Source organism: Treponema sp. UBA3813, assembly GCA_002368605.1.
Lineage (GTDB): Bacteria > Spirochaetota > Spirochaetia > Treponematales > Treponemataceae > Treponema_D.
The window spans coordinates 49,981-72,256 of record DFEB01000038.1; the positions used below are offsets into that span (position 1 = coordinate 49,981).

19 protein-coding genes and 2 tRNA genes are annotated in these 22,276 nt (G+C 44.0%); 13 read left to right on the forward strand and 8 right to left on the reverse strand.

Annotated features, from left to right (window positions below; all coding sequences use genetic code 11):
- Positions 1 to 39: 39 nt before the first annotated feature.
- The 11 genes from murG (at position 40) to rho (ending at position 10,383) form a co-directional block, all read left to right on the forward strand.
- Positions 40 to 1,185, forward strand: coding sequence for an undecaprenyldiphospho-muramoylpentapeptide beta-N-acetylglucosaminyltransferase (gene murG, locus B2089_RS06695; RefSeq protein WP_296322402.1), 1,146 nt, complete (start codon positions 40 to 42; stop codon positions 1,183 to 1,185).
- A complete protein-coding gene (locus tag B2089_RS06700) occupies positions 1,182 to 1,664 on the forward strand; it encodes a CvpA family protein (RefSeq protein ID WP_296322399.1) in 483 nt (160 codons plus the stop codon). Before murG ends, B2089_RS06700 begins: the two co-directional genes overlap by 4 nt.
- Positions 1,664 to 2,905 carry a DNA polymerase III gene (locus B2089_RS06705; RefSeq protein ID WP_296322395.1) on the forward strand — a complete coding sequence of 414 codons (1,242 nt, stop codon included), beginning with the start codon at positions 1,664 to 1,666 and terminating at the stop codon, positions 2,903 to 2,905. The genes B2089_RS06700 and B2089_RS06705 overlap by 1 nt, the downstream gene beginning before the upstream one ends.
- Positions 2,902 to 4,158: a two-component system sensor histidine kinase NtrB gene (locus B2089_RS06710; RefSeq protein WP_296322392.1), complete on the forward strand. Its 1,257-nt coding sequence runs from the start codon at positions 2,902 to 2,904 to the stop codon at positions 4,156 to 4,158. The genes B2089_RS06705 and B2089_RS06710 overlap by 4 nt, the downstream gene beginning before the upstream one ends.
- The gene (locus B2089_RS06715; protein ID WP_296322387.1) at positions 4,155 to 5,516 is read left to right on the forward strand and encodes a sigma-54-dependent transcriptional regulator; all 1,362 of its coding nucleotides are present in this window, start codon (positions 4,155 to 4,157) and stop codon (positions 5,514 to 5,516) included. Before B2089_RS06710 ends, B2089_RS06715 begins: the two co-directional genes overlap by 4 nt.
- Positions 5,517 to 5,605: 89 nt before the next feature.
- Positions 5,606 to 5,677 (forward strand) — tRNA-Glu (locus tag B2089_RS06720).
- Positions 5,678 to 5,758: 81 nt separating this feature from the next.
- Positions 5,759 to 6,037 (forward strand): 30S ribosomal protein S20, encoded by a 279-nt coding sequence (rpsT, locus tag B2089_RS06725; protein ID WP_296322384.1) that lies wholly within the window; start codon positions 5,759 to 5,761, stop codon positions 6,035 to 6,037.
- 96 nt (positions 6,038 to 6,133) lie between these two features.
- The gene (locus B2089_RS06730; RefSeq protein ID WP_296322381.1) at positions 6,134 to 6,442 is read left to right on the forward strand and encodes an HU family DNA-binding protein; all 309 of its coding nucleotides are present in this window, start codon (positions 6,134 to 6,136) and stop codon (positions 6,440 to 6,442) included.
- Entirely contained in the window at positions 6,375 to 8,003 is a 1,629-nt protein-coding gene (gene lnt / locus B2089_RS06735) for an apolipoprotein N-acyltransferase (RefSeq protein ID WP_296322378.1), read from the forward strand. The genes B2089_RS06730 and lnt overlap by 68 nt, the downstream gene beginning before the upstream one ends.
- Positions 7,990 to 8,409 (forward strand): bactofilin family protein, encoded by a 420-nt coding sequence (locus B2089_RS06740; RefSeq protein ID WP_296322375.1) that lies wholly within the window; start codon positions 7,990 to 7,992, stop codon positions 8,407 to 8,409. The genes lnt and B2089_RS06740 overlap by 14 nt, the downstream gene beginning before the upstream one ends.
- A gap of 162 nt (positions 8,410 to 8,571) precedes the next feature.
- On the forward strand, positions 8,572 to 10,383 hold the full coding sequence (gene rho / locus B2089_RS06745; RefSeq protein ID WP_296322366.1) for a transcription termination factor Rho: 1,812 nt from the start codon (positions 8,572 to 8,574) through the stop codon (positions 10,381 to 10,383).
- Between the two features lie 113 nt (positions 10,384 to 10,496).
- Here the strand turns inward: rho and B2089_RS06750 are convergent.
- The 4 genes from B2089_RS06750 to B2089_RS06765 form a co-directional block, all read right to left on the reverse strand.
- Positions 10,497 to 10,580, reverse strand: a tRNA-Leu gene (locus tag B2089_RS06750).
- 61 nt (positions 10,581 to 10,641) lie between these two features.
- Positions 10,642 to 11,034: a zinc ribbon domain-containing protein gene (locus tag B2089_RS06755; protein ID WP_296322363.1), complete on the reverse strand. Its 393-nt coding sequence runs from the start codon at positions 11,032 to 11,034 to the stop codon at positions 10,642 to 10,644.
- Positions 11,034 to 12,290: a hypothetical protein gene (locus B2089_RS06760; RefSeq protein ID WP_296322360.1), complete on the reverse strand. Its 1,257-nt coding sequence runs from the start codon at positions 12,288 to 12,290 to the stop codon at positions 11,034 to 11,036. The genes B2089_RS06755 and B2089_RS06760 overlap by 1 nt, the downstream gene beginning before the upstream one ends.
- 20 nt (positions 12,291 to 12,310) lie before the next feature.
- Positions 12,311 to 13,279: a hypothetical protein gene (locus B2089_RS06765; protein WP_296322355.1), complete on the reverse strand. Its 969-nt coding sequence runs from the start codon at positions 13,277 to 13,279 to the stop codon at positions 12,311 to 12,313.
- Positions 13,280 to 13,329: 50 nt separating this feature from the next.
- On the opposite strand from B2089_RS06765, the gene mfd reads away from it, so the two are divergent.
- Complete coding sequence (gene mfd / locus B2089_RS06770) at positions 13,330 to 17,013, forward strand: transcription-repair coupling factor (RefSeq protein ID WP_296322351.1); 3,684 nt, start codon at positions 13,330 to 13,332, stop codon at positions 17,011 to 17,013.
- On the opposite strand, the gene B2089_RS06775 is transcribed toward mfd, so the two are convergent.
- Both B2089_RS06775 and B2089_RS06780 read right to left on the reverse strand, forming a co-directional pair.
- Positions 17,010 to 18,203, reverse strand: a complete 1,194-nt coding sequence (locus tag B2089_RS06775) for a hypothetical protein (RefSeq protein WP_296322348.1) — start codon at positions 18,201 to 18,203, stop codon at positions 17,010 to 17,012. The two genes, mfd and B2089_RS06775, sit on opposite strands and share 4 nt — an antisense overlap.
- A gap of 62 nt (positions 18,204 to 18,265) precedes the next feature.
- The gene (locus B2089_RS06780) at positions 18,266 to 19,048 is read right to left on the reverse strand and encodes a transporter substrate-binding domain-containing protein (RefSeq protein ID WP_296322345.1); all 783 of its coding nucleotides are present in this window, start codon (positions 19,046 to 19,048) and stop codon (positions 18,266 to 18,268) included.
- 128 nt (positions 19,049 to 19,176) lie between these two features.
- Here B2089_RS06780 and B2089_RS06785 point away from each other — a divergent pair, with 128 nt between their 5' ends.
- Positions 19,177 to 19,701 carry a deoxycytidylate deaminase gene (locus B2089_RS06785; protein WP_414717863.1) on the forward strand — a complete coding sequence of 175 codons (525 nt, stop codon included), beginning with the start codon at positions 19,177 to 19,179 and terminating at the stop codon, positions 19,699 to 19,701.
- A gap of 149 nt (positions 19,702 to 19,850) precedes the next feature.
- Here B2089_RS06785 and thrC read toward each other — a convergent pair whose 3' ends face one another.
- Both thrC and B2089_RS06795 read right to left on the reverse strand, forming a co-directional pair.
- On the reverse strand, positions 19,851 to 21,263 hold the full coding sequence (thrC, locus tag B2089_RS06790) for a threonine synthase (RefSeq protein ID WP_296322343.1): 1,413 nt from the start codon (positions 21,261 to 21,263) through the stop codon (positions 19,851 to 19,853).
- 49 nt (positions 21,264 to 21,312) lie between these two features.
- Positions 21,313 to 22,263 (reverse strand): hypothetical protein, encoded by a 951-nt coding sequence (locus B2089_RS06795; RefSeq protein WP_296322340.1) that lies wholly within the window; start codon positions 22,261 to 22,263, stop codon positions 21,313 to 21,315.
- Positions 22,264 to 22,276 lie beyond the last annotated feature (13 nt).

The following is a 22,276-nucleotide window of genomic DNA, read 5'->3' on the forward strand; positions in this document are numbered from 1 at the left end:
CTTTTGATTCTGATATGGCTTTTTTTTGTAGGGAATAAAATGAAAAAATCAGAAAATACATTCGTTTTTGCCGGCGGAGGAACTGGCGGTCACATTTATCCGGGGCTTGCCGTCGCTGACGAGCTTCGTTCTCTCGCCTCAAAGCAGAATAAACAAATAAAAATCATCTGGCTGGGAAATTCCAGCGGCATGGACAAGGATTTGGTGGAAAAATCCGGCTCCATTGACACTTTTATCGGAATCCCCAGCGGAAAGTTGCGCCGCAATTTCTCCCTTAAAAATTTCACCGATCTTTTTAAGATTTTCGCAGGTCTCGTAAAGTCATTTTTTGTGTTGGCTAAAATCAAGCCGGCCGTGCTTTTCTCAAAGGGCGGATTTGTCAGCGTTCCCCCTTGTATGGCGGCTTCTCTTTTAAAAATCCCGGTTTTCACCCATGAGTGCGATTTTACGCCTGGGCTTGCCACAAGACTGAATTCAAAATTCGCCACAAAAATCCTTCTTTCCTACGAAGAGACCAAAAAATATCTCGGTGAGGCAAAGGCAAAAAAAGCTCTCGTTACGGGAAATCCTGTGCGTCCGGTCTTTTACTCCACGAATCCCGAAAACGGTAAAAAATTCCTCTTTGAGGGCAGGTCTGATTACAATCCCCAAAAGCCAATTCTTCTCGTTCTGGGAGGAAGTCTGGGCGCCCATCAGATTAACCTGCTCGTTTCCGAAAACCTTGACTGGCTTACACAGCGATTTAATGTCGTCCATCAGTGCGGGGCAAGGGACGCGGACTCAATGCCGCAAAATCACGAGGGCTATTTCCTCCATCCTTTCATTTACAAGGAGATGAGCGATGTCATTTCCTCTGCCGACATAATCTTAAGCCGGGCGGGTGCCAACTCAATCTGGGAAGCCTCCGTTCTCGGTAAGCCCATGGTCCTGATTCCTCTCTGCGGAAGCGGAACCAGGGGAGACCAAGTCGATAATGCTAAATTCTTTGAGGAGAAGGGGGCGGCTCTCCTTCTTTTGGGCGGTGAGGCCGATTCCGAGCATTTAAAAGCCGCTCTCGAAAAAATGAGCGATTCGGCTTTCCTCATGAATGCAAGCCTTGCCTCAAAATCCCTTTCAGAAGGAAAACGCCCCGCTCAAAAAATCGCTGAAATCGTCTGGGAAGAGTCTCTGGGGGGTGAAAAATGACCTTTACTTTCATCGACATTGTTTTTTTGATTATAATCGCAGCTTTTGCTTTCGTCGCAATGATTCACGGTCTCATTAAGGAATTGTTCGGAAAACTCGCCGTGATTGCAGGCGTGGTGGCGGGATTCTATTTCTGCGGTATGCTGGCTCCCCACATCGAAAAAATCATCAAGATTCCAGCCGTGGACATAGTTCTTGCCTTTATTCTGATATTCATCACGGCCTTTCTCATTGTCAAAATCATTCAGATTATCGTGGGCGCGATTTTCTCCGGCGAAATCATGAAGAGCCTTGACCGTGTTTTGGGCTTGGCTTTCGGAGCTCTTGAAGGGCTTTTAATCGTTTCTTGTATTTTGATTTTGATGAAGGCGCAGATTTGGTTCGATTTTGACTCGCTTTTGTCGTCAAGCACCGTGGCAAAGATTCTTCTTCCTTATCTTGAGCAGCCAATCGTATATATCAGGGGGATGCTGGCCTAATGTTCGATAATCTTCTCTATCAAAACGCTTCTTCTCTTTTGCGTGAGGATATTCTCAACAATCGTCTTCCGGGAGCAATCCTCTTGAGCGGGCCTTCTTCTTCAGGAAAACTCACCTGTGCTTTGGAGATTGCCCGAATTCTTTCCTGCTCAGGCCAGAATAAATACAATCAGAGGGGGCACTGGCTCTGTGACTGTCCTTCCTGCAAAAAAAACAAGGAGCTTTCAAACACTAATGTGCTTTTGGCAGGCCCCAGGGACTGTTCCCTTGAGATTCTTGCGGCAAAGAGGGCTTTTTTGCAGGCTTCTTTCGATAATTCCAGCTTTTTGACGGCGGTACGCTATCTTTTTATCCGTTCTGTCCGCAAACTGACCCTGCGTTTTTCCCAAATCTTGTGGGAGGGCGATGATAAACTCTCAAAACTCGCTCCCATTCTTGCCGCAATCGACGAGCAGATGGAAAAACTCAATCCCGAAAAAGATTTGCCAGATTCTGATAAACTTGAAAAAATCTGCGATGATATCGTAAAAAACTGTGACAAATTGAGCGCGTCTTTTATGTACGATTCTCTTCCCATAAATCAGATTCGCAGGGCTTCCTCTTGGGCTCACATGAAAAGCGTCTCTGGTAAAAAAATCTTCATCATCGAAAACGCGGAGAGAATGCTTGAGAGCGTGCGTAATGCCCTTCTGAAAATTCTTGAAGAGCCGCCTGAAGACATGGTGTTTATTCTCACTACGGCAAACCGGGGAGCCGTTATGCCCACCATTCTTTCCCGCGTGAGAACATATAATTTCAGCGAGAGAAGCGCTCCCCAGCAGAGAGAAGTGGTTCAGCGGGTTTTCCATGCAAGGGGAGAGGAAGAAAATCTCCTTATCAATGATTACTTGCAGCTTTTTTTGCCGGTAAAGCCTGCTGAAATCAAAAAATCAGCCTCTTCATATTTCAATTACCTGATGACCGGTCAGATTCCCTTGTCGGACGCAATCGTAAAAGAGTGCGCTTCCTTTGAGCCCCGCTTTTTGCTTAAAATTTTCCTCACCGGGATTTTGGAATGTGCCCGTGGAGACTCAAATTCTGCTGCCAGAAGCGAAATTTGCGCGAAAATCGTGGGCTTTTGCCGGGAATGTTACAACTCGGTCACTGTCTTTAACATTTCTCCTGGCGCTGCCATTGAGCGGCTTTCCCGTGATTTATCCAGCGTAAAAAGGGCTTGGGCTCAGTCGGGGGCTTCTTTATGACAGATTTTTCCCGCCGGGTCTCACAAAAAATCGAAAAACTTTCTCCCTCCCAGATTCAGTCTCTGGTTGAAGACGGCTATGCTCAGATTGATATGCTGGACTCAATCTTTCAGAGTCTTCCCACAGGCCTTGTCATTGTTGACGAAAATTTCTGTCTTCTAAAAATCAACAAGGCGGCGGAGAGATTTCTGCCTTTTTTCAGCAATCCTGAGGACGCAAAATCCGAAAAAATCTCTGTCTGGACTTTGATTGACGACGAGGATATTTCCCGCTTCTTAAAAAACGCTTTCGAGAACGATAAAACCAATATTTCAGATGAATTCACTGTCACCACGGCCAGCGGCTCTGTCCGTTTTATCGACATGTATGTCACGCCGCTTGTCCAGAATCAGAATCAGAACAAAAATCTCATCGGCTCAATCATTCGAATCGATGATGTGACCGAAAAGCGCAATCAGGAAATTCTCCTTCACCGCATGGAAACTCTGGCAGGACTGACAAATGTGGCGGCCAGCGTTGCCCACGAAATAAAAAATCCTCTGGGCGCGATTTCCATTCATATTCAGCTCATGCAGAAGGCAATCAAAAAAAAGCGGGACGGGGACGGTCTTCTTCCTCCCGCAAAATATGCCGAGGATTATCTTGATGTGATTACCCAGGAAATTGAGCGGCTCAATAAAATTGTCGTTGATTTTCTGATGGCAGTCCGTCCGATTTCTGCAAAACTGGAGCTTGCCAATCCCAATAAAATTCTTTCCGAATTCATTTCATTCTTTACGCCGGAATTCACCGAAAAGCACATCGACTTGCAGTCTGACTTGTGTTCCTGCGATGTCCGCCTGCTTTTGGACGCAAAACTTTTCCGCGAAGTCATCGTGAACCTCTCGCAAAATTCAATTTCTGCCATTCAAAAGAAATTCGACGATGACGAGAGCCGGATTCACGGAAAAATCAGCATAAAAACCGGAATCGAGGGCGACCGTTATATCCTCACTTTCAAAGATGACGGAATCGGCATGAACGAAGAGACTCTTTCCAGAGTTTTTGAGCCTTATTTCACCACGAAATCCAACGGAACTGGTTTGGGAATGGCCATGAGTTACAAAATCATCAAGGAATTCAACGGCGATATTACGGTTTCTTCTGATTTGGGGGATGGAACTGTTTTCACTATTTCCCTTCCGATTCCTCAAATCGAGAAAAAATTACTCACTTTTAAGGAAAATTGCTCTGATTCGGGAGAAAAGGCATGAAATTCACGATTCTTATCATAGACGACGAAAAAAATATCAGGGAAGGACTTGCCGCCGACTTTGAGATGGACGGCTACAATGTCAAAATCGCCGCAAACGGAAAGGAAGGCTTGGAGCTTATCTCCAAAGGCGACATTGACCTGGTGATTACTGACTTGCGAATGCCCGGCTCAATCTCCGGTGAGCAGGTTTTGCGCGAGGTCACCACTAAAATGCCAGGAATCCCGGTGATTGTGCTTACCGGCCACGGCTCAATTGATGCTGCGGTTAAGGCCATGCAGGACGGCGCTTACGATTTTCTCACCAAGCCCCTTAATTTGGAGCAGCTGGAAGTCATCGTAAAAAGAGCCCTTGAAGGCCGTGAACTTTCGATTCAGCACGCCGAACTCTTGAAGCAGGTAGATTCCAAAAAAAAGGCTGACATGGTAATCGGAAAGAGCGCTGCCATGCAGAAGGTGATGACCCTTGTAAAAAAAGTGGCTGATGCCCGCATTTCCGTGCTGATTACCGGCGAAACCGGAGTTGGTAAGGAAGTCGTCGCTAATGCCATTCACAATCTTTCTTCCCGAAGCAATAAGGCCTTTATTCCTGTTGTTTGTTCTTCTCTGAGCGAGACCCTTCTTGAAAGCGAGCTTTTCGGCCATGAAAAAGGTGCCTTTACCAATGCGGAAAGCATGCACAAGGGAAAATTCGAGCTTGCCCATGGCGGAACGATTTTTCTTGATGAAATCGGTGAAATCAATCCCAGCGTTCAGGTAAAACTTTTGCGGGTTTTGCAGGAGAGAAAATTCGAGCGGGTAGGAGGGGAGTCTCCCATCGAAGTAGATGTTCGCGTCATTGCGGCCACCAACAAAAATCTTGAGGAAGAAGTCAAGGCTGGCCGTTTCCGCGAGGACTTGTATTTCCGCCTTAACGGAATCCATATAGAAGTGCCGCCTCTGCGGGAGAGAAAGGACGATTTGCCCCTTCTTTTAAATTCCTTCCTTGAGCGATACAACAAAGAGAATAACAAGCACATCACGGGCTTTGACAATCAGTCCCGGTCGGCTCTCTACAAATACGACTGGCCGGGAAATATCCGTGAGCTTCAGCACTGTGTAGAAAGCTCGGTCGTTATGGCAAGCGGAGAAGAAATCACCCTTGAAGATTTGCCGCCTTCCGTGAGCAGGGCTTCTTCCGTCGAAAGCATTTCCCTTCCTTTGGGAATCAGCTTGGACGAGGCTGAAAAAATCATCATTCAGGAAAATCTTGCCGCCAACAAAGGAAACAAAAGCAAGACTGCGGATATTCTAGGTATCGGTCGCAAAACCCTGCACCGCAAGCTTGAAGAATACGGTATAAAAGATGATGAAGAATGATTTTTTTTCAAAAAAACTCTTTTTCTTGTTGACGAACTTTTTTCATTCTGATATAGTATCTAAGTCAGCTCGACAAGAGTTGCAATGATGTCTCCTTCGTCTAGTGGTTAGGACATCGGGTTTTCATCCCGACAACAGCAGTTCAATTCTGCTAGGAGATGAACTTACACCTTGCAACAAAAATCGTTTGCAAGGTTTTTTTATAACTTTAGATTGTAAATTATTTTGGGGGATTTTACCTTATGGCAAGAAACCAGACATCTGCACAGAAAAGATTCCGACAGAGCGAAGTTCGACGCTTGCACAACAAAGCTATCAAAAGCGAGTGCCGTACTTATGTAAAACAGTTTATCGAAGCTGTTCAGGCAAAGGATGCTAAACTTGCACAGGAGAAGCTTGTTACTATGACTTCTCGCCTTGACTCAGCTCGTAGCAAAGGTGTCCTTAAACGCAATGCTGTTGCTCGAAAAGTTTCTCGTATGCAGAAATTGTATAATGTAACATTTGCTGCTGCAAACTAAGAATCATAGCTTCTGATTTACGGTAAGCTATCTAAAAGCTATCTGATTTTATCTTATAAGATACTTCAGATAGCATTTTTTTTAGACGGAGTATGTATGTCTACTAAAAAGGTTACGAAGAGTGATATTGTTGATAAGGTTCATGAGACAACAAAAATCGAAAAAAAAGTATTATTAGAAGCTTTTGAGGGAATTATTGATGAATTCAAAAATGCTCTCAAAGATGGTGCAACGATAGAGCTCCGTGGGTTTGGAACTCTTGAGCCTCGTTTGAGAAAGGGTCGGGAAAAAGCAAGAAATCCAAAAACTGGTGAGGTTCTTTCTGTAGATCCGCATTATGTTGCGGCTTTTCGGGCTGGACAGGAACTTAAAAAAGCTCTTTTGGGGATTCCTGTTGAAAAATAAAGCGCTTTCGTTGCTGTTCTTTTTTCTTTCTGTAGCACTTTTTGCGCTTAGTCAGCCGTCCTTCCTTTTTGAGGACGGTCTTTCTTTTTGTGCCTGGTTTGCTTATATTCCCCTTTTTTTGCTTCTGAATCGAATTCCTATGAGACATTCTTTTTTCTGGGGTGGAGCTTACGGAGCACTTTCCTATTTTTGCCTTTGTTGGTGGCTTTCTTCTTTTGGAGCAGTAGCTCTTCTTTTTGTCTGTCTTCTCTTTGCCTTTTATGATTCGCTGTTGTTTTTTCTTCTTGTTTGGGCTAAAAAAGTATTTCCACCGCGTTTTATTGAATTTTTCTGGATTTTTAGGGCTTGTCTTGTCTTATCAGTAGAATTTCTTCGTACTCATGGAATTTTTGCCTTTTCTTATGGAATAATCGGCTACAGCCAGTGGAAAAATCCTGTTTTTCTAAAATTTTCATCTCTTTTTGGAATTATGGGTGTAAGCCTTGTGATTTTGCTTTTTAATTCAATTGTGGCAAAAGTGTTTTTTGAAAAAAATCTGCTCAGAAATCTCAGAAGCCTGTCTTTTTCTTTTTCCTTGTTGGCCGGCAGCTTTTTATTTTTTGTTTTTTCTTCCTTTTTCCCTGAAAAAAAATCATATCCGATACAAATTGCCTTGATTCAAAATGCGTCTTCGGCTCCTTCCCGCACGATTTCAGACTTTGAGAATGATGTTAGCCTTCTTGAAAGTCTTACTGATGCGGCTCTTGATAAATTTCCTTATACAAATCTTGTTGTTTGGCCTGAAACTGCAATTGTACCTGATATTCTTTATCATTATAGCCATAATTCTGACTTACAACGCCATGAACTTTCTTTCAATGTAATCAACTATATAAAGAACAAAAAAACTTCTTTTATTATAGGAAACAATCATAGAGACAAAGACGGAACTCACAATTCTGCCCTTTATTTTTCGCGAGATTCTGAAAGCGTAGGAGTTTATAATAAAATTCATTTGGTTCCTTTTACAGAATTCTGGCCGAACTTTCTTGATTTTAAGTTTTTAGACGGAATAAAAAATTCGCTGGAGTGTGAATTTTTTACTCCGGGAAAAGAATTTGAAAGTTTTGCCTTAAAGTCTGGAAAGGGTGACGCTCTCCTTCATTTTTCCAGTCCGATTTGTTTTGAGGATTCTTTTCCATCATTAATACGAAAAATGAAAAAAAACGATTGCGACTTTTTTGTGAGTATTTGTGATGATGCCTGGTCTGGAAGTGTGGCCGCAAGAAAAATGCACCTTTCTATGGCAGTCTTCAGGTGTGCAGAAAACGCCTCCCCAATGCTCCGTTCGACTGTTGATGGTATAACCTGCATTATCGGTGGTGACGGAAAGATTTTATCGGAAATTGAAAGTGAAACTGATTCTTACTTGTGTGCGACTGTAGAGGTTCCAAAACTTTCTTTTACGCCTTACACCGTGATAGGGGACTGGCCCTTTGTGGTTCTTTGCCTCGCAATTCTTATTTTATTGTTGATTTTATCTGCTCGATTTTGTAGAATAAAGAAATATGGCAGAAGATAAGCAAAAAAAGAACCTTACCGTCTTTGGACAAGAAACAGAATTTGACGGTGTATTGGAGTTTACAGATAATCTTGTTATCACTGGTAAATTTAAAGGTGAAATTCGTGCTACTGGTGATTTGGAAGTCGAAAAAGGTGCTGTCTGTGATGTCAAAAAAATGACTGCCAATTCAATTGTGATTTCCGGTACTGTCACTGGCGACATTGATGCAAGTGAGCGAGTTGAAATGTGTTCTGGAAGTCTTGTTCGTGGTGATGTAAAAACAGCACGGATTCGTATTGCCGAGGATGTGGAATTTGAAGGCGAAGTTTCCATGCTTGAGAAAGAGCCTGATGTCAGCTTGTTCTCTGTTGCCTCAAAAGAATATAAAGATGCTCTTGTAATAAAGTCTGATGATCCGCGTTAAAAATTGTATTGACTTTTTTTATCTGCCATGATTTAATGTATACACTTTTTATTTACGAATATCTTTTTATTAAAATCCTTTTTAAGTAATTTTATATAAGTCGATTTTCATGATTTTTTGTCATTTTTTTTATACATATTTTAATCTCATGGAGACATTCAAATGGCATTGATTTCAAGACGCCGTTCTGCAGCAAATGAAGAAAAAGCTGCGGAAAATCAACCTGAGCTTGATTTGCAGACTGCAAATCCAAGTCTTCCCGAAAACGAAAATACTGACAGTACAGTTGCAGAAGAAAAAAACGCAAAAGTCGTTAGAAGACGGCGCATTGTTGTAAAGAGCGAAAATACATCTGAAGAAGCAGAAACTGCTGAAAAACAGCCAGAAAGTTATGAATCTGCAAATATTGCTTCTGAACCAGCTTCATTTGACAGTAACGAACAAAATGTTGTTGAAGGGGGGCCGGAATCTGACTCTGGAGATAATCAGTCTGGTGAGCAGGGCTATCAGGCTCGTTCTTATCGAAGTAACTATCGAAATTATAGCAATCCCCGCGAAAATAATTATAACAATAATGGCCGTGGTCGCTTCGACCGCCGCCAGAGCTATCGTGAGCGAATCGCAGCCAGAAACGCTGCCAGGGACGAGGCTACGGCACAGGCTCAGATTATCGAAAATCCGGAGGAATTTGAGGCTAAACCAAAGCTTTTAATCAATGACCTCACCAAAATGAGCATGCCTGAGCTTCGTAATCTTGCAATCGAATACGGCTATCCTGAAGAAGAACTTCCCGCAATGAAAAAGCAGGACCTTATCTTCGTTATCTTAAAATCACACACAGAGCGGGGCGGCTTGATTTTCGCTTCCGGCTCCCTGGAGATTTTGCCTGACGGCTACGGATTTTTGAGAAGTCCTCAGAACAGCTATTTGCCAGGTCCTGATGACATTTACATCTCCCCAAGCCAAATCCGTCTCTTCAACCTTAAAACCGGCGATACCATTTACGGTCAGACACGCTCTCCAAAAGAAGGCGAGAGATTCTTCGCTTTGCTCCGTATCATGACTGTCAACTTTGACGAGCCGCGCGTTGCCCAGACCCGCGTTCCTTTCGAGAATCTTACTCCTCTTTATCCGAAAGAAAAACTCACCCTTGAGACAACTTCCACCGAATACAGCACCCGCATAATCGACTTGTTTGCCCCGATTGGCAAAGGCCAGCGTCTTCTTATCGTCGCGCCTCCAAAGGCCGGTAAAACAACGATTTTGCAGAAAGTGGCAAACGCAATCACTACCAACAATCCTGAAGTCTACCTCATTGTTCTTCTCATAGACGAACGCCCTGAGGAAGTCACCGACATGGAGAGGGCAATCAAAGGCGAAGTCATTTCATCTACATTTGACGAGCAGGCTACCCGCCATGTTCAGGTTGCGGAAATGGTTCTTGAAAAGGCAAAACGCCTGGTTGAGCACAAGCGTGATGTCGTCATTCTCCTTGACTCAATCACCCGTCTTGCACGAGCCTACAATGTCACCGTTCCGACCAGCGGCAAAGTCCTTTCCGGCGGTGTTGACTCAAACGCCCTTCACAAGCCAAAAAGATTCTTCGGTGCTGCGCGAAACATCGAGGAAGGCGGCTCTCTCACAATTATTTCTACGGCCCTTATCGATACAGGAAGCCGCATGGACGAGGTTATCTTTGAGGAATTCAAAGGTACCGGTAACTCAGAAATCGACCTTGACCGCCGACTGGCTGAGCGTCGTCTTTTCCCGGCCATCAACATCAAAAAATCTGGCACACGAAAGGAAGAGCTTCTTCTTGACGAGGCTACCTTGCAGAAACTCTGGGTTTTGCGCAAGGTCATCAACCCTATGGAAGATGCCGAAATCACCGAGCTTATCCTTGAGCAGATGAAGAAGAGCCGCAATAACGAGGCTTTCCTCACAAACATGAACACGGGAAGCGCAGCTCTCTAGGCTTACGATTTACTAAAACACAAAGACTTCGGAATTGACCGGAGTCTTTTTTTATGTGAAGAGAAAATAAAGTGGGCGGAAAATAAAAAAAACGCTCCCGAAATGGAAGCGTCTGCCCGGAAGGGGACTTGAACCCCTATGAAGTTGCCCTCACTAGGACCTGAACCTAGCGCGTCTGCCAATTCCGCCACCCGGGCGAAAATGTTATTCTATTCTATAGTAAAGCTCTTTCTGTGTCAATTTGCAGAAGAGCTGTTTTTAAGTATTTCCGATATATTTCATTGCGCAAAAGACAAATCCTGCCAAAATCGCGAGAATAAGAAAGAATGACCAGATTGGAAGGGTGCCGTCCGCGTTTTTGCGCCTTGAGCCACGGGGATTCCGCGAGTCTATGGCATTTAAAAGCGCTTTCTTTGATTTGCGCGATGCTTTCGATTCTTTTTGACTGGGAGGAAGAACTGTATTTCCATTGCCAACTGCATAGCCACAAGTTGGACATCCATTGCTGAACTTACTCGGCAGTCCAGTTGTGCCACAGACAGGGCAGCGCACTGAAGAAAAGAATTTTCCGCAGTGCTTACAGACCCGCGCGTTTTGGGGAACTTCTGCACCGCAATTTTCGCAGAAGAATTTCGCAGTTTGTTTTTTCATTATTTTTTTATCGCGAGGGCAAGTTTTTTCGCATCATTTGACATAACTTCTGCAAAAACATTCTCAATCTTGTCATCGATTTTCATTGAAGCTATGCCAATTTTTGTACCTGGAGAAAGGTTAAGAATGAATGACGGAATATCTGGTGTGAATTCAAGAACAAGCCCATTGTAATTGCGTGCGACACCTGAAACCATAGCAAGAGTGATAGGATTAGTGAATACAAATGATACTGAACTTGTACCTGTGTCAAGTTTGAGAGCTTCTGCTTTTTCTTTTTGATCGGCTCTGTTTGCGTTCATGATTGCAGCCAATTTTTCTTCAATATTCTGTTCGTCAGCCATTGGTGAATTCTCCTCAACTTTTTCAATTATATCATTACTTTCAGATTCTTCAAAGACTTCTTCACTTTTCTCTGCAAAATTATTTTCTGCAAGGAGTCTTTTTAGTTCGTCTTCACCGGGGAGAGTAGTGGATTCTGACTCGTCATAAGTATCGTTTATAATATCCGATACTGTTGGAATTTCTTCGTTTCCTGCAATTCTTTCCAGTTTATCAGCGGCTTCTTCATCACCGCTTATTTCCTCAAGACGGTCAGCGGCTTTTTCATCTGCGCTTATTTCTTCGAGACGCTCAGCCGCTTTTGCATCGCCTTCGGCTTCCATCTGCGCTTCTTCAATTTCATCGAAAGTTTGTTCATTTATTGTAAAATCTTCAGTTTTTTCATTTGTTTCCTCGAATTTTGTCACGAGTTCATCGAAACTGTCTTCTTTTTCTACACTCTCATTTGATTCTTCAATTTTTGCATCGACAAACTTTTCCGCATTGGGAACCAGATCGTCTACAGAAATTTCTTTTTGCTCTTCTTCTGTAAGGTATCCTGAGAAAATGTCATCGGTTTTTGCAAGAATTTCTCGAAGTGTGTCCAAGCCTTCTACTTCGACTGAATCAAAAGTTCCCCGTACATGAAGGGCTTGTGCTTTCTTTTGTTCCTCTTCGTTGAAATTTTCGTCGGTATAAAGAATGACTTGGGGCAGGTAATCGCCGAAACCGCTAGAAGCATATTGTGCTAGGGTTTTCCAATGACGAGGGTAATCTGCTGTGCTTACAACGATGAGATGGGGCGCGATTTCTTCGATGTTATCCAAAGCTTTTAAAAGCCACTTATAGACAATCGTGTCATAGCCTGCTGATTTGAGAACTTCCGAAATATTGTTGATTGCCTTTTCATCATCGGCAACGAGCAATGCCTTCATTTGTTTTGCCCCTTTTTTTATTACTCAGTACCGAGATTTGTGACAGAATAGTCGTAAATCTGCCAGATTCCGTCTCGCTGACGGACTTTGTATATGTATCGTTTTTTCTCGCTGAAATTAGGATATCTGAACCATTCCAGGACTGAAACTGTGCCCTCTGTCTGAGAATATGATGTGTTTTCAATATGGAATCGTTCTGGAATGCTTACGATGTCATAGTCAATGCGATTTTGCATGAGATCAGCCTTGTATATCTGTAACATTCGGTTTCGCTCGTCTGCGCTTGCATTCTTATATTTGCGGTTGACTTCGCTGTTTCTTACCATCATTTGTTCAATATCCATATAGAGGAAGTACTGATCCCAAAGTGATTTCTGCCGCGCAGTGATTGTCTGTTCAACGACTTTGTCAGGAGAAATTGCTTCTGGCTTTAGGAGAGAGGTCGTTTTGTTCTCGACAGGGAGAATGCTTGAAGATGATGCGGATGGTGCGGGTCTGATGTCGAGGCTGAGACGGTTTGATGCAATCTCAATCATTCGTGATTTGTACAATTCTGGATAGAAGCGCATTTCGAGATAATAGATAGATGGCTCGTCAATCTGAATGTAGTCTTTTACATTCTCAACAAAAGAATAAGTTTCACCAGGTTCAATAGCAAGCTCCCGAAAATAGACTGTCTGATTCGTAGAGCGTTTGATAACCAAATCTTTCGTGTGGGGAAGAGTGGTGTTTTTAATTGTATAAGCGTAGAAATCAAGGGAGAACATGCGGTCATCGGCAAGCTTAAAGCGGAGTGTTTCCGTTCCCTTGTTCGTGATTGCCACATCTACATAAATCGGGTTGTCGTCTTTGCTTCCCGGATAATACATGGTTCGGTCATAGAATTTTATTGAAACCGATGCCTGCGAATAATCCGCCGCTGTTTCTGAATAAGCGAAGTTCACAAGAAGTGAGAAAATTGTTATAATTGGTAAAAGAATGCGTTTCAACTGCTTCTCCTCATTTTAGAGATATTCACATATATTATCGGAATGTTTTGATGAAATCATTATTATCAAATTATTTACTTTCTGTCACTAATGGCTGGCAGGATTTTCTTTCAGATGTTAAAAGTCTTGCTTCCGGGGATTATTTCCCGGCCGAAATCGAAGGAGTTTCTCTCACTTCTTCAAGTTTCCTTGCGGCTCATTACATTGAGGCCGTGCGCTCTCGTATTCTTTCTTCGCTCCAGTATAATGCCACTGGCCGCTATGCCCAGAACCAGCAGAAGGCGGGGACGACCGGGCTTTCATCTTCTTCACTTGATTTTGTCATGGTTGTTCCGACGGACAAGGAAGCTTTGGATTTGAGGCAGGATTTTGAGACTGCATTTTCTGATTCCGTAGAGATTTATCTTCTTCCATGGTGGGGGCTGGTTCCTTATCGTCCGAGTGCGGTGGGTAGCGCGATTTTTGGCCAGCGGTCGGGAGTCCTTTCCCGCCTGGCTTATCAGGCACGCTCTCTTTCTGCAAGCACAAAGCCCCGCATTTTCATCGTGATCCAGCGCTCGCTTCAGACGCCGCTTCCGTCTCCAGAGTATATCCGCTCCCTTGTTTTTTCTCTGAGCAAGGGAAGTCAGATTGATCCTGCCGATTTGGCAGAAAAACTGGCTTCTTTGGGCTATATCCGGGTCCCCAAGGTCGGAGTGCCGGGGGAATTTACCCTTCGCGGCGAGGTTCTCGATGTTTTTACTCCCGGAGAAGAAAATCCCAGCCGAATTCTTTTTGATTTTGATGAAGTCGCTTCTATAAAGTCCTTCAATGCCGAAAGTCAGTCCACGCTTTCTGTCCTTGATTCACTTTTGATTTACCCCATGAAGGAAGTAATCTGGAACGATGAGCTTGTGGGCCGGCTTGAAAATCTCTTTGAAAAATTCGGAAAGAATTTAGAAGCAGATAGCACAGATGATGGGGATAACACAATCCTTCTTTCTCTTACGGAGGAAGCGGAAAAGGCAAAAAACAAGCTGCTGGAAGAATTGCGCCACGCAAAAGAAAGTGAGGGGGAGGAACTTTTTTACGGTGCTCTCTGGGAAAAAAAATACACCCTTTTTGATTATTTTTCTTCCGACACTACGGTTTTCTTCTTTGATTACGACCGACTCAACAACATGCAGGAGAATTTTGAGCGTGAATATGCCGGAATGTACAGGCTTGCCCGCCAGAAGATGCCCGTTCTTCCGCCCAGTGAGATGCTTCTTCCCTTTGATTTTGTCTCAAAAATCGCAGAAAAACGCATTTCCTTCAGAAGCCTGCATACCGAGACAGAAGAAGAAGAGAACGCCCACGATGATGTGAATTTCTTTAAGATTGAATGTGAGCCGCCCAGGAGTTTTTTCGGAAATATCAATTACTTAAAAGAGCAGCTTGAGGATGCCCAGAGCGAGGGCTGGAAAATTTTTGTTTTTGCTGACAACGAAAATCAGTCTCTTCGTATCAAGGAAATCCTTAAAAATTTCATCGACAAGCCTGCGGAGGGGGAATATTTAGACCGGCTTAACAAGAACGCCAAAAAAGGAATTCCTTATTTTCCTCTCACGGTTTTCCCAAAGGCGATTACCGCAGGTTTCGGTATTTCCCAGACAAAAACTCTTGTCATTCAGGAAAACGAGATTTTTGGACGGCGTAAGCATGTCCCAAAGTCAATCAAAAGCGCGAAGTCTCAGGCCATCGACACCTTCGTGGAGCTTAACGAGGGAGATTTTGTCGTTCATGTGAACTACGGCATCGGTATTTTCCGAGGAATCCAGCGGGTAAAGGCCATGGGAAACGAGCGGGATTACATCAAGCTGGAATATGCTGACGAGGAATTCGCTTTCGTTCCCATTGAGCAGGTAAATCTTGTTCAGCGGTACATCGGAAACGAGGGGGATAATCCCCGCCTTGACCGAATCGGATCAAAATCCTGGGAAAACCGCAAGAACAAGGCGAAAAAAGCCGTTGAAGACCTTGCAGAAAAACTCATTGCCCTTTACAGCCGAAGAAAGGCCAGCCGGGGCTTCCCGTTCCCAAAAGACGGCGAGTGGCAGACTGCCTTTGAGGCCGCTTTCCCTTACGAGGACACGCCCGACCAGTTCACTGTCTCAAAGGAAATCAAGGCGGACATGGAAAAGCCGGTTCCTATGGACAGGCTTGTCTGCGGGGACGTCGGCTACGGAAAGACCGAGATTGCCATGCGGGCAGCCTTTAAGGCCGTTATGGGGGGAAAGCAGGTGGCTTTCCTTGCTCCCACTACGATTCTCGCCGAGCAGCACTATGAAACTTGCGTGGAGCGCTTTGCAAACTTTCCTGTCACCATTGCCCAGCTTTCCCGATTCGTAAGCCCTTCCGAGCAGAAAAAGATTATCGCGAAAGTGGCGGCCGGTGAAATCGACATCCTCGTGGGAACCCACCGAATCATTCAGAAAGATGTTGTTTTCAAGGATTTGGGACTCATGATTATTGACGAGGAGCAGCGTTTCGGAGTCAAGGACAAGGAAAAACTCAAGACCATGAAGGCAAACATAGACAGTCTTGCCATGAGCGCGACACCGATCCCGCGGACCCTTCACATGAGCCTTTTGAAAATCCGGGATATGTCTTTGCTTACAACGCCGCCCCAGACAAGAAAGCCGATTGAAACAATCGTTGACGCTTATACAGAAGAGCGGGTGGCTAAGGCAATAAGGCAGGAAGTGGAGCGGGGCGGTCAGGTTTTCTATCTTCACAACCGGGTTGAAAGTCTTGATGAAGTCCGCCGCAAGTTGCAGCAGATTGTCCCTGAGATGATGATTGACGTTGCTCACGGTCAGATGAGCGCGGAAGAACTGGACGACATTTTCCGCCGCTTTAAGATGGGCGGTTTCCATATTCTCATCGCAACTACCATTATCGAAAACGGAATCGACATTCCCAATGTGAACACGATTATCATCGACCGGGCAGACATGTACGGTGTGAGCCAGCTTTACCAGCTCCGCGGCCGGGTGGGGCGCAGTGACAGAAAGGCCTATGCCTATCTCTTGTATCCTGAGAATAAAGTGCTTTCTGAAGTCGCAATGAAGCGCTTGCAGGTTATATCTGACTTTACCGAGCTTGGAAGCGGTTTTAAAATCGCCATGAAGGATATGGAAATTCGTGGGGCGGGAAATCTTCTTGGAAAAGACCAGTCGGGCGAGGTTTATTCCGTGGGCTTTGATTTGTATGTTAAGCTCTTGAACGAAGCCGTGGAGCGGCTCATGAACAGCGAGAACTACGAGGCGGCGAACGAAGTCCTTATGGAGCTTGAATATTCCGGCTTTATCCCCGATTCCTACATCCCCAACTTGCAGACCAAAATGGAAGTTTACAAGAAAATCGCCGGTGTTCAGAGCAAAGACGAGCTTGAGGGAATGTATCTGGAGCTTGAAGACCGTTTCGGCCCTATTCCGGACGAAGTCTACAGCCTTTTAAGCCTTGCGGAAGTGCGTGTAATTGCAAAGAAACTCTTTATTTCTTCGCTTAAAGAAAAGCAGGGCATTATTACGATTGAATTCGGCAAGGTCAGCGACATCAAGATTGACCGGGTTCTCAAGCTGATAAAAGAAAGCGCGGGTAAAGTCCGCTTAGACCCTGCAAAGCCGAATGTAATCCGCTTTGAGGCAGGAAAAATCGGCTTAAAGGAAAAAAGCGAATTTATCCGCGAAAAACTGGAAGCTCTGATTTAGAAGGAGAATTTTCCTGAGATTGAGAGAGGAGATTTTGCAATGTTTGCTGCTGAAAGATTTTCTGCAGTGTACAAGTGATTCTCAAATGCGTCATCACTTGTCTCTTCTCCTGTGAGTTCAGGAATTCTTACAAAATTGCTTCCGATTTGAAGAGAACATCTCGGACTGATTTCAAAATTCAGACCCAAACCAATTCCTTTTTCATTGACCCAGCCTCTGTTGTTGTTGCCTCCGACACCAGGGTAGCCCTTGTGGTCAAAATTCGCATAATACAAGCCGAAGAAGACCGAAGCTACTATTTCTACTTTGTCTGTCAAATGGTAGCTAATGCTGGCGGGGAGCCGGATGTGAAATTCGGTGTTTCCGCTGCGGGCGAATGGATTGTAATCTTCTGTTTTTCCTTCTTTGTTTACTGGTAAATCTGTGGGATTGACCGCATTGAGCGTTATATAAGCATCTGGTCGAATTCCAACTGAAAATTCTTCGATATCTTTTGTAATTCCTGCCCAAATTGAGAATGTGTGACTTGTCGCAATTTTGCTCACATCTGTTTGATTTCCCGTACCTTCCATAGGAGGCGCAAAAAGATAGCCGAGTCCGAATCCGTTAGACGCATCCTTGCTGTAATCGTATTTAAAAGAAGTGCGGGCGAACATAACATCTGCATCCCATGGACCTAGAAACCAAAAACACCAATCGAGTGAAGCCGCAAGACGGTGTTTAAAGTCATTGTCACCAAAAAGGTAGGCAATCGTTCCTCCTGGCATTGCAGTTCCCTTTCCGCCAGAGTAGCAGAAATCATAGTAGCGTCCCTGAAATGTGAGTTTTTCATTGAATGCTATATTAAAAGCCAAGCCTAAATCAGTCATGTTTGAAGGCCAGTCTTTGTATGCTGAAATCTGCTCGTAAAAAATAAGGGCTGCCTTTAGACTTCCGTACTTTGCGCTTGCCCCGACATTCCAGTAATTTTCGTCACTTCCGCCGTAAATGACCGGATATAAATCTTTTTCAAGGGAAACGCTATTCCAATAGAAAAAATCCGTAAAATTGTCGTAGTCGCTTCTGAATACGCCGAAAGATGCCGTACTTCTTCCGCTATGCTGTGTATGGCCGAAATTGATTATTTTTTGAGTGAATGCTGCTTCTGCAAATAAAAAGAATGATAAAATTGCAATAATGATTTTTTTCATGCCCTTATTATAAAAAAAAGCAGGTTGTGTGTGAACAACCTGCTTTTCAAAATCTTTTGGCTTTAGTATTTTAAGCCATGCTTTGCCAGAAGTTTATCAAGCTCGCCTGTTTTTATGAGATTTCTGATGACTTCATTTACCTGTTTTGTAACGGCAGTGTTGTCCTTTTTGATTGCAATCGCATACATCATCTCGTCAAAATGCTCAGGAAGAATTGTGACAGAGTCATCGATATAGCCGTGAAGAATTGAATGGTCGATAGCAAAAGCATCGATTTCATTGTGATCAAGGGCATCTTTGAGGGTTTGATTTGATGGATAAGTTACGACATTAAGGAATACTCCTTCCTTGATTGCTGCGTTTTTGATTGTCGTTGTCGTCATCGAGCCTTGCGTTATTCCGACTTTCTTGTTCTCAAGATTTTTGAAGGAAGTGATACCAGATGCTTTTTTGACCATAATGCCCACTGAATCTGTGTAGTAGACATCTGAAAAATCATAGTTTTGTTTTCGTTCTTCTGTGACAGTGAATGTGGCGATAACCATATCAACTCGTTCTTGGTTTAAGAATGCGCTTCGATTTTTTGCATTTACGGTTACAAATGTTACTTTTGATTCATTGCCGAGAATTTGCTTTGCAATGGCCTTTGCAAGGTCAATTTCAAGGCCTTCATATTCTTTTGTTGTTTTATTTTGAAAACCAAATCCTGGAACATCATCTTTTACGCCAACAGTGACTGTGCCAGCTCGTTTGATTCGGTCAATTCCGTTAGGTTTTGCAAATGCCCCGCCCAGGGCTGTAGCAAAAAGTGCAGCGACAAAAAATGATTTGATTGTGATTTTCATATAATTCTCCATTTTAATTTGTGAATCTAATATATTTTAATATGGAATGAGAAGATAGGCAAAGAAATTTCCGATTTTTTTTTGTAAATTTACTGTAATTACTTTTGATATTTATTATACTGAATTATATGTCTGAAAAAAATGTAAGTTCGTCTATTGAAAATTCTGAAGAAAAATACATCCGCCCCACCTGGGACGAATACTTTATGGAAGTCGCCCGCACTGTCGCGAAAAGAGCCACCTGTGACCGTGGCCGAAGCGGCTGCGTCATTGCCAGAGACAACCAAATCCTCGTGACGGGCTATGTGGGAAGCCCGGCAGGTCTTCCTCACTGTGACCAAGTAGGCCACTTAATGAAGAAAATGCTACACTCAGACGGCTCGGTCAGCCAGCATTGCGTGCGCACAGTACATGCCGAGCAGAACGCAATCTGTCAGGCCGCAAAGAGGGGAATCCCCATTGACGGAGCCACCGTTTACTGCAAGATGACTCCCTGCCGCACCTGCGCCATGCTCATAATCAACTGCGGAATCAAGCGGGTTGTCTGCGAAAAGCACTACCACGATGAAGCCGACAGTCTGGAAATGTTTAAGGAAGTCGGCATAAAAATCGAGCATCTGGAAGATGAAGTTCAAAGATACGCTGAGATGTAAAAAAATTTTATAAAGGTTATAAATGCAAAAAACGGCTGGAGTCGGGGTTGCGACACAAACTCGCCTGAGCTTTGCTCACTGCGATGTTTGATGGCGCGTTCCCGACGGGAAGCCGTTTTTTGTTTTAGCAAATGAATTGAAAAATTTGTTTACAAATTAGCCAGGAGCCAGTCTTTGAACTGCTCGTAGTTGTTGTTCATAGGGATGGCTTTGTCTTCGAGTTTCATGACTTTTTCCAAGCGGTCTGGAATCAGCGGAGACTGGCCTGTTGCCTTCTGAACTGTTGCGCCGAATTTTGCAGGATGAGCTGTTTCGAGGATAATTCCCACAGCTTCCTTCTTGATGACCTTTTCTGCCCAAGAAGGGAGATTTGGCGTGAGACCTGGCTTTGTGATATCGTTCTTTGTGCCGTTTTTTAATGTCTCCATGCCGCCGTGACGGATATCGCTCCAAGCCTTCCAGCCCACAGCGCCGTGGGGGTCAATTGTATAGCCTGTTTTATCGAAACAATTCTTGATTGAGCCGATGATGCCGTCATTGTCAAGCCAGTAAGAGGCGAAGAGGGAGCGAACTTCTTCAAGAGAGTACATTGCCTGAATACGCTCGTAGTTTGAAGGAGCACCGACATCCATAGCGTTTGCATAAGTCTCTACGGAAGGACGAGCCTTGTAGTCGCCTGTGGCAATCCAGTCAGGGATTGTACGGTTTGAGTTCGTTGCCGCTACGAAACCAGTGATTGGCGCACCCATTTCCCTGGCGATAAGACCTGATGTGAGGTTTCCGAAGTTTCCGCTTGGAACCACGCAGATAATAGCAGGATTTTCGATTTTGTTGTCGCCCCAGCTTCGAGCGCGCACGGCCAGAGATGAATACATATAGTAGAAACTCTGTGGCAAAAGCCGTGAAATATTGATTGAGTTTGCTGATGAAAGGCGGAGTTTTGCTCGCAATTCGTTGTCTGTGAAGGCCGTTTTGACTAATTTCTGGCAGTCATCGAAAGTTCCCTTTACTTTGAGGGCGCGGACATTTCCGTCGAAGGTTGAGAGCTGCTTTTCCTGCAAGGGAGAAATTTTTCCCTCCGGATAGAGAATTGTAACATCAAGCCCCGGAACATTGTGGAAGGCAGAGCCAACCGCGCTTCCTGTGTCACCAGAGGTGGCAACGAGAATATGAAGGGGAGTAGACTCGCTTTTGTTGAAATATGACATGACTCTGGCCATAAATCGCGCTCCGAAATCCTTGAAAGCGCAAGTCGGGCCGTGGAAAAGCTCAAGGATATATGAAACTTTATCCACTGGAACAACTGGAGCCGTGAATGGATAGGCGTCTGCGATGATAGCCTTTAAATCATTGTCCGGGATTTCGCCCTCAACATAAGGCTTAGCCATCTCAAAGGCGATGTCACGGAATGAAGGCTCCGGGGTTTTGTTTATGAAAGATGAAGGCAATTTGGGAAATTCAACAGGGATGTATAATCCGCCTGTCTTCTCGTTCATGCCACTCATAACGGCAGTTTTAAAGTCAGTCTTAACAGATTTGTCTCTTGTGTCTGTATAAATCATAAATAATTCCTCTTCTAATGTAGCATTTTGAATTATGCATTAAGCATTGCTATATTCCGTATTTAATCTCGTTTGCGAAGTCTGATGCGAGTGTTTTTCGCGCCTTGTCGAGCGCGTTCCAGTCGTTTTTATCGCTTACAGTGATGACTTTTGTTGCGGCGAAAGTGATTTCACCAGACTTTAAGTCCATGCACTTAATGTTTCCATTGAGGGTGTAGGCCGTTCCATCGGCGGTTTTTGCCGTGGAATCAATCTTAACCGTGCCGTAGACAAGAAAATTTGAAGTGCTTCCAACGATTTCTTTTGCTTTTGCACGAATTTTTGCATCGTCTCCGGCAATAACCTGATTTGTAAGGTCAATGTTTCCGATTCTTGTAAAACCCAGCTTCATCAGTGTCATGAGAAGATTTGAAGATGAGACAGGGTTTGATGTGATTGCCTTGCCGTTCTGGTTAAAGTCAACGAGGGCAATTATACCGCCCGCTGACTTGAGATTTGTCTGAACCTTGTAAGCGGCGCTGACTGTATTTGCCTTTGCCGTTTCTTTGATTTGAGAGTCAGAAATATCGCCTTTTGGAAAGAAACGAATTTCTGAGTTGAATGAGTGTTCTGGCGTTGAAGGAGTGAATTCTGCTTTTCCTTCTGAATTTGTGACAATTGTAGATTCACCATATATGATTTTTCCGTCTTTGCGAGATGAAGGATAAACAACGGTGACTTCAAAATCTGTGACCGCATTTCCCAGAGAATCTTCTACTTTAATAACATAGGGTGAAGAAAAGTTTTTAAGTTTTGTTGTTTCTTTTGGAGATGAGAGAACGGTTATTTTTGAAGAGTTTGCCTTGTCAGAGTATAAATCTGCGGCTGAAGGAAGCTCAGTGCTCATGGAATTAGAGTCATTCGCAACTGAATTATTCGATGTTTTTGGATTTGATGCACATGAAAAAGCCAGTGATGTCGCAATTGCAATATAAATCCCCGTTTTGATGGTAGATTTCATTCTAAAATTCCTC